The organism is Aeromicrobium sp., from assembly GCF_025965075.1.
GTDB lineage: Bacteria > Actinomycetota > Actinomycetes > Propionibacteriales > Nocardioidaceae > Aeromicrobium.
In genome coordinates this window covers 1-5,570 of the sequence record NZ_JAOPXQ010000083.1, presented here as the reverse complement: position 1 = coordinate 5,570, position 5,570 = coordinate 1, and the positions used below count along the sequence as shown (strand labels likewise).

Here is a 5,570-nt window from a genome sequence, read left to right as displayed (position 1 = left end):
GACCTTGCTCTCGACACCGAACTCGCGTGCGAGCTCGTGGACTCTTACAGCCACTCTTCTCCTTCAGGGGGGTCCGACCCCGAAGGAGGATCAGACCACTAGTTGACGAACGTGCTCATTGCGCAGTTCTCATCGCGCAGTACTCATCGGCCGAAGCCATCGTGACTAGTCATGAGCGTGTGCTCCGATTTCGTGTCGGTGAACGCCCGCAGGTGCGGACGTCCGTGGTGGTCAATCTGTTGGTCCGGGATCCTCGACGACGGCGGACAGTGCGCTCAGGTCCAGTGGCCCCTCGACTCGAAGGGCCCGACCGAACGCCTTGCGGCGTGTCGCGAGCTCCAGGCACCGGGCCGTGGGGTGAAGATGCGCCCCTCGCCCCGGAAGCGTTCCGTGCAGATCCGGTGTCACGACGACTGTCGTGGACTCCTGAACTGCGACGACCCGCACCAGAGTGGTCTTGTCCGCACGCTGCCGGCAACCGACGCACGTCCGAACGACCTCCACCAGTCTACCTGTTTCGGGGCGGGTTCGCGCCATCGGTCACCGTCCGTCGGTGCGCGGGGCCTCGGTGTCCGACCGGATGTCGATGCGCCACCCGGTCAGCTTGGCGGCGAGGCGGGCATTCTGCCCCTCCTTGCCGATCGCCAGCGACAGCTGGAAGTCGGGGACCACGACACGCGCCGACCGGGTCGCGGCGTCGACGATCGTGACGCTCTTGACCTGCGACGGCGACAGGGCGTGGCCGATGAAGTCCGCGGGGTCGTCGCTGAAGTCGACGATGTCGATCTTCTCGCCGTGCAGCTCGTGCATGACGTTGCGCACGCGCGAGCCCATGGGTCCGATGCACGATCCCTTGGCGTTGATGCCGGGGACGTTGGCGCGCACCGCGATCTTGGTGCGGTGGCCCGCCTCGCGAGCGATCGCGACGATCTCGACGGATCCGTCGGCGATCTCCGGGGCCTCGAGGGCGAACAGCAGCTTGACCAGGTTGGGGTGGGTCCGCGAGACCTTGACCCGCGGCCCGCGGAGGCCCTTCTCGACCTCGTAGACGTATGCCTTGAGGCGCTCGCCGTGGGCGTACTTCTCCTCGGGGACGCGCTCCGTGCCGGTCAGGATGGCCTCGACCCGACCGAGGTCGAGCATGACGTCGTGCGGGTTGCGACCCTGCTGGATGACGCCCGAGACGATGTCGCCGACCTTGCCGGCGAACTCGCCGTACTTCGACTCGTCCTCGGCGTCTCGGATGCGCTGCATGATGAGCTGGCGCGCGATCGTGGCGGCGAACCGGCCGAAGTCCTCGGGGGTGTCGTCGAACTCCGGGGTGAAGCTCGGCGCGACGCGCACCGGCTCCTCGCCCTCGGCCGGCTCGGGAGCCGGCGGGACCTCGAGGCGTTCCTTGGCCCACACCGTGACGTGCCCGGACTTGCGGTCGAGCTCGACGCGCGAGTGCGGGTGGGAGCCGCCGACCTTGTGATAGGCCGACAGCAGGGCGGTCTCGATGGCTTCGCAGACCACCCCGAACGGGATGTCCTTCTCGCGCTCGAGGGCGCGCAGAGCGGCCATGTCGATGTCCATCAGGCGTCCTTCCGATTGAGCTCGATCTGCACGAGCGCTGATTCGATCTGGGTGTACGGGTAGCGGGTCGTCGTCCGACCCACGATGTCGACGCCGTCGTCGTCGCTGGCACCGATGCGCCCGTCGACGGAGGACTCGTCGAGGAGGCGGAGCCGGACGAGCCGGCCCTCGTTGCGCCGCCAGTGCCGCGGCGCGGTCAGCGGGCGGTCGACGCCCCGTGACGTGACCTCGAGCGTGTAGGGGGTGTCCCCCATCACGTCGCTCGAGTCGAGCACCTCCGAGAGGGCGCGCGTCGCATCCGTGATGTCGTCGATCCCCACGCCGCCGTCGCGGTCGAGCGCGACGAGCAGGACACGCTTCTTGCCGGCGGGGGTGAGCTCCAGGGCCTCGAGATCGAGCCCGAGCGCTGACACAGTGGTTGCGACGAGGGTCTCCAGACTGTCCGTCATGGTTCGTCCTCCGTCTTCTGTTGTGGGCACTGCGTGTGCGATGTGTCGGGACCACCCTACCGAACTCGCGGAGGGTAATCTGCCACGGTGATCAGCCGACGCGTGCTCCTCGGGACCGGCGCCGCCGTGGCAGGGGCTGCGGCCGTGGTGGGCGTGGCCGAGGCGACCCACGTGCTCGACGACGCGGCCCGCGCCGTGGGCATCGAGCCCAAGCCCCAGCCCGATCCGCGGGACGACCGTATCGTCCGCACTGCCGCGCAGGACCTCGCCGCGCTGCTGGCGACGGTCGAGGCGACGGCGGCGCGTCATCCCACGCTCGAGCTCGCCGACTTCGAGGCGATCGGCCGAGAGCACCTCGCCGCACTCGGCGGCAGCACCGCCGCGACCGACCCCGCGCGCGTCGCCGGGTCCGCCGGCGCAGCGGTCACGGCGCTCCGCAAGGCGTACGTCCAGCAGTCGCGGGCCCGCGCGGCCCAGGCCGCGGAGGCCTTCTCCCCCGCCCTGGTCCGGGTCCTGGCCTCGATGTCGGCCGGGCTCGCCCAGTGCGCCGACGCGATCGGCGACCTGCGATGACGACCACCGAGGCGTGGCAGGGCTGGCTCGCGCTCGAGCACGAGGCCGTGTGGCTGTATCCCGTCATCGGCGCCCGGTTCGACGCGCTCGCCGAGCGGGCCCGCGGCTCCCACGCGGCGCACCGCAGCACCCGCGACCGGCTGCTGGCCCGGCTGCACGCCCTCGACGTCGAGCCCGAGGTGGCACGCCTGACGTACGACGTCACGACCCTGCGCACCGCGAAGCAGGCCGTGCGGGCGGCGCGACGGGTCGAGCGCGGCATCGCGGCCGCCTGCATCGCGCTGGTGGGCGAGAGCGCCGACGAGGACACCCGGACGTACGCGATCACGGGCCTGCGGCGGGCCGCCCTCGCGGACCGGACGTGGGGTGGATCGCCAAGGGCGTTCCCGGGGCTGTCGGCTCAGTCCTGAGGGGACGTGCGGACGAGGCGCAGGCGGGTGCCGTCCTCGACCCACTCGAAGTCGGCCCGCTCGGCGAAGAACTCGTCCACGGCCCGGGCGCAGCCCGACCACGAGTGGTAGTCGTCGACCATCAGGACCCCGCCGACGCTCAGGTGCGGGACGACGCGCTGCAGCGCCACCATGGTCGACTCGTACCAGTCCCCGTCGAGGTGCGCGAAGGCGATCGGGCCCGCCGGGTGCAGGGTCTCCTCGAACAGGCCCTGGACGAGTCGCACCCGATGGTCGTCCACGGGATAGCCGGCGTCGGCGAACGCCGCGGTGACCCGGCTCAGGAGGTCCGTCTGGTAGCCGTAGTAGTCGCTGCCGCCGGGCCCCTTGGCCTTGCCGCTGACGATCGTGGCGTAGCGCTGGTGCACGTCCTCGCCGTCCTCCGCGGTGGGCGGCGGGATCTGGCCGAACACGTCGTGGACCGCCAGCTCGCGGTCCGGCTCCTTGAGGGCCGTCAGCAGGATCGCGGAGCCACCCATGGCCGCCCCCGTCTCCAGGAACGATCCCTCGACGCCGCGCGCCTGGACGTCGGCCACGACGGCGCACATCTCGATGAGCTCCGGGACGCGGATCATCGTCAACCGGTGGGCGGTCACGTGCAGCAGGACGCGGCTGACCTCCGGCGAGAGCTCGGTGGTGTTGGCCACCAGGCCGTACAGGCCGTCGATGTCGGCCTGCGCGCGCTTGAGCCGCGCGCGCGCGACCCGCAGCGACCTGCCCTGCTCCTTGTGCCGCGCACGAAGCTCGGCCAGGGCCGACCTGGCCTCGGCCCGCTGCGCCTTGGCAGTCGCCAGCTTGGACTCGAGGTCAGAGACCCCCATCCGACGACGTATGGCTGCCTTGATCCGACTCACTGCGCCCCCTGGCGAAGATGGTCTGCACGACATCGGCGAGCGGGACCTCGGTGCGGTCCCCCGTCGCTCGATCCTTGATCTCGACCATACCGTTCACGAAGCCCTTGCCGACGACGACGATCGTCGGCACGCCAATGAGTTCTGCGTCCTTGAACTTCACGCCCGGCGACACCTTGCCGAGGCGGTCGTCGAACAGGACGTCCAGGCCCTCGCCGACGAGATCGGCGTAGAGCTGCTCCGCGCCGGCGACGACGGTCTCGTCCTTGCCGGCCACGATCAGGTGGACGTCGAAGGGCGCGAGCTCCCGGGGCCAGACCAGGCCGGCCTCGTCGTGGGCGTACTCCGCGACGGCCGCGACGGCCCGGGAGACGCCGACGCCGTACGAGCCCATCGTGACCGTGACGAGCTTGCCGTTCTGGTCGAGGACCTTGAGGTCGAGCACCTCGGCGTACTTGCGGCCGAGCTGGAAGATGTGGCCCATCTCGATGCCGCGGGCGAGCTCCAACGGTCCCGAGCCGTCGGGAGCCGGGTCCCCGGCGCGCACCTCGGCGGCCTCGATCGCACCGTCGGACGTGAAGTCGCGCCCGGCGACCAGGTCGATGACGTGCGAGCCCTGCACGTCGGCGCCGGTGACCCAGCGGCTGCCGTCGACGACGCGCGGGTCGGTCAGGTAGCGGATGCCGGTCGCGTTCTCGGTGCCGAGCGCGCCGGGCCCGATGTAGCCCTTGACGAGACCGGGGTGGGCCGCGAAGTCCTTCTCCTCGAACGGCTCGACCTCGGCGGGGGCGACCTGGGTCTCCAGGCGCTTGGCGTCGACCTCACGGTCACCCGGCAGGCCGATGGCCAGCGGCTCGCGCGTGCCGTCGGGGTGGCGCAGGACCACCAGCACGTTCTTGAGCGTGTCGCCGGCCTCCCACGGCCGGTCGTCGCGCGGGAACGCCGCGTTGAGGTGGTCGACGAGGGTGTCGATCGTCGGTGTGTCGGGGGTCTGCTCGGCGTGGGCCGCGGGGATCCCGTCGTACGCCACGGGGTCGGGCGCCACGGTCGTGACGGCCTCGACGTTGGCCGCGTAGCCGCCGGGTGAGCGGACGAACGTGTCCTCGCCCGTCGGCGACACCGCGAGGAACTCCTCGCTGGCCGATCCGCCCATCGCGCCGGAGTCGGCCTTGACGATGACGTACTCGAAGCCCAGCCGGTCGAAGATCCGGACGTACGCCGCACGGTGGGCCTGGTAGGCCGCCTCGAGCCCGGCGTCGTCGACGTCGAACGAGTACGAGTCCTTCATGATGAACTCGCGACCGCGCAGGATGCCGGCGCGGGGACGCGCCTCGTCGCGGTACTTCGTCTGGATCTGGTAGAGGCTCAGCGGCAGGTCCTTGTAGGACGAGTAGAGGTCCTTGACCAGGAGGGTGAACATCTCCTCGTGGGTCGGACCGAGCAGCATGTCGTTGCCCTTGCGGTCCTTGAGCCGGAACAGGTTGGGCCCGTACTCGGTCCACCGGTTGGTCGCCTCGTAGGGCTCACGGGGCAGCAGCGCCGGGAAGCGCACCTCCTGCGCGCCGATCTCGTCCATCTCCTCGCGGATGATGCGCTCGACCTTCGCCAGCACCTTCAGCCCCAGCGGCAGCCAGGAGTAGACCCCCGGCGCGACCCGCCGCACGTAGCCGGCG

General features: G+C 70.8%; 7 protein-coding genes. 2 read left to right on the top strand and 5 right to left on the bottom strand.

The window, feature by feature from the left end; translation table 11 throughout:
• Positions 1–231: 231 nt before the first annotated feature.
• Genes JWQ91_RS05480 through rimP form a run of 3 tightly spaced genes read right to left on the bottom strand, consistent with a single transcriptional unit; the run spans position 232 to position 2,024 of the window.
• Positions 232–537 carry a YlxR family protein gene (locus JWQ91_RS05480; protein WP_297781779.1) on the bottom strand — a complete coding sequence of 102 codons (306 nt, stop codon included), beginning with the start codon at positions 535–537 and terminating at the stop codon, positions 232–234.
• Between the two features lie 3 nt (positions 538–540).
• Positions 541–1,575 carry a transcription termination factor NusA gene (gene nusA / locus JWQ91_RS05475; RefSeq protein WP_297781777.1) on the bottom strand — a complete coding sequence of 345 codons (1,035 nt, stop codon included), beginning with the start codon at positions 1,573–1,575 and terminating at the stop codon, positions 541–543.
• On the bottom strand, positions 1,575–2,024 hold the full coding sequence (rimP, locus tag JWQ91_RS05470) for a ribosome maturation factor RimP (protein WP_297781776.1): 450 nt from the start codon (positions 2,022–2,024) through the stop codon (positions 1,575–1,577). Before rimP ends, nusA begins: the two co-directional genes overlap by 1 nt.
• A gap of 87 nt (positions 2,025–2,111) precedes the next feature.
• Here rimP and JWQ91_RS05465 point away from each other — a divergent pair, with 87 nt between their 5' ends.
• Positions 2,112–2,597, top strand: coding sequence for a hypothetical protein (locus JWQ91_RS05465; RefSeq protein ID WP_297781775.1), 486 nt, complete (start codon positions 2,112–2,114; stop codon positions 2,595–2,597).
• The gene (locus JWQ91_RS05460) at positions 2,594–3,007 is read left to right on the top strand and encodes a DUF4439 domain-containing protein (RefSeq protein WP_297781773.1); all 414 of its coding nucleotides are present in this window, start codon (positions 2,594–2,596) and stop codon (positions 3,005–3,007) included. The genes JWQ91_RS05465 and JWQ91_RS05460 overlap by 4 nt, the downstream gene beginning before the upstream one ends.
• Here the strand turns inward: JWQ91_RS05460 and JWQ91_RS05455 are convergent.
• Both JWQ91_RS05455 and JWQ91_RS05450 read right to left on the bottom strand, forming a co-directional pair.
• Positions 2,998–3,867, bottom strand: coding sequence for a TylF/MycF/NovP-related O-methyltransferase (locus JWQ91_RS05455; protein WP_297781771.1), 870 nt, complete (start codon positions 3,865–3,867; stop codon positions 2,998–3,000). The genes JWQ91_RS05460 and JWQ91_RS05455 overlap by 10 nt on opposite strands.
• Positions 3,854–5,570 (bottom strand): proline--tRNA ligase (locus JWQ91_RS05450; RefSeq protein WP_297781770.1); only part of this gene is annotated, 1,717 nt, incomplete at its 5' end. The genes JWQ91_RS05450 and JWQ91_RS05455, both read right to left, overlap by 14 nt.